Consider the following 1478-nt stretch of genomic DNA (forward strand, 5'->3'; position numbering starts at 1 on the left):
GAAGGCATCGCCGAGGCCGAAATCGTCGCCTGGCACGTCAAGGTCGGCGAACGCGTCGAGGAGGACATGGCGGTTGCGGACATGATGACCGACAAGGCGACGGTCGAGATGGAGTCGCCGGTGTCGGGGGTTGTCGTCGAGCTTGCGGGCGAAGTTGGCGATCAGGTGCCGATCGGGGCGGCGCTGATGGTGGTCGAGGTTGACGTCGAGGCGGCAACGCAGGCTGAGGTTGAGACCGGGGCTGAGACTGAGGCTGACGTTGCTGCTGAGGCCGCTCCAGCAATGGAGGCTGAGGCTGACGTTGCGCCGCTGGCGGAGGCTGCGCCTGTCGTTGAGCCCGAGGCTTTGCCGGTCGCGGAAACCGAAACTGCGCCGGTATCTGAAGCGGTCGAAGAGCAGATTGAGGCTGAGAATCCGGGGGTTGAGGAAGCAAATATCCGCCCCGGCACGGGGAGGGGGACCGCCGCGAAGCGCGGGGTGGAGGGGGAGCACGGCAAGCGAGTCCGGCGCGGATAGCCCCCTCCGTCAGCGCTACGCGCTGCCACCTCCCCGTACCGGGGAGGATATAGAAAGGTCTGTAACTGGTGGTTTACGGTCTGGCGGGTATGCGCCCGCAATAGGGAACGTCCGGTTAATTCTCGCGCGGTTACCCCCCGTCAAACCTCTGGTAATGTTGGATTTCATCTGATCTATCCTGATCGATGAACCGCGACCGCATCGCCCTATCCCCCGCACAGCACATGCCGCCGCGTCACCGCCGCATGCCTGTCGCGTGGCTGGCGCGCATCCGCCGCTTCACCGCCGCGTCCGCCCCCAAACCCTGCAAAACGGTCAACTTGGTCAACCGCGCGACAACCGACCCACCCCGTCAGTCGGCCTCAGCCTCAGCCTCACCCGCATCCTCGGCGCGCCCCTTGAACCCCTGCGCCACCACGAACCATTCGACCGATCCCTTGCGGCTCGACGGCGGCTTGGCGTGCTTCACTGTGGCGAAGTTGCGCTTCATCTCGGCGACGAACTGGCTGTCGCCGCCGCCCGCGAAGATTTTGCTGACGAACGTCCCGCCGGGGGCAAGGTTCTCAATCGCGAACTGGAACGCCGCCTCGACCAGCCCCATCGTGCGCAGCGCATCGGTCTGCGGATGGCCCACCGTGTTTGCCGCCATGTCCGACATGACCAGATCGGGCGCGCCGCCCAGTGCCTCGACCAGCCGGTCGGGCGCGGCATCGTCCATGAAATCCATCTGGAAAATGGTGACGCCCTCGATCGGGTCGACCGGCAACAGGTCGATGCCGACAATCGCTGCCTTTGGCACTTGCCGCCGCACCACCTGGCTCCAGCCGCCGGGGGCGAGGCCCAGATCGACGACCCGTTTCGACCCCTTGAGCATCCCGAACTTCTCGTCCAGCTCGATCAGCTTGTATGCGGCGCGGCTGCGATACCCCTCCGCTTTCGCCTTTTTCACATATGGGTCGTTC

The 1478-nt window shown here is 65.4% G+C and carries 2 protein-coding genes; one reads left to right on the plus strand and one right to left on the minus strand.

Going from position 1 to position 1478, the window contains the following annotated elements; genetic code table 11:
• On the plus strand, positions 1-516 hold a 516-nt coding region (locus U1769_RS25670; protein ID WP_443030456.1), incomplete at its 5' end, for a biotin/lipoyl-containing protein.
• A 352-nt stretch (positions 517-868) separates the two neighbouring features.
• Here U1769_RS25670 and U1769_RS24935 read toward each other — a convergent pair.
• The coding region (locus U1769_RS24935; protein WP_332720857.1) for an RlmE family RNA methyltransferase at positions 869-1478 on the minus strand (610 nt) is incomplete at its 5' end.

Source organism: Parasphingomonas zepuensis (assembly GCF_036663735.1).
GTDB lineage: Bacteria > Pseudomonadota > Alphaproteobacteria > Sphingomonadales > Sphingomonadaceae > Sphingomonas.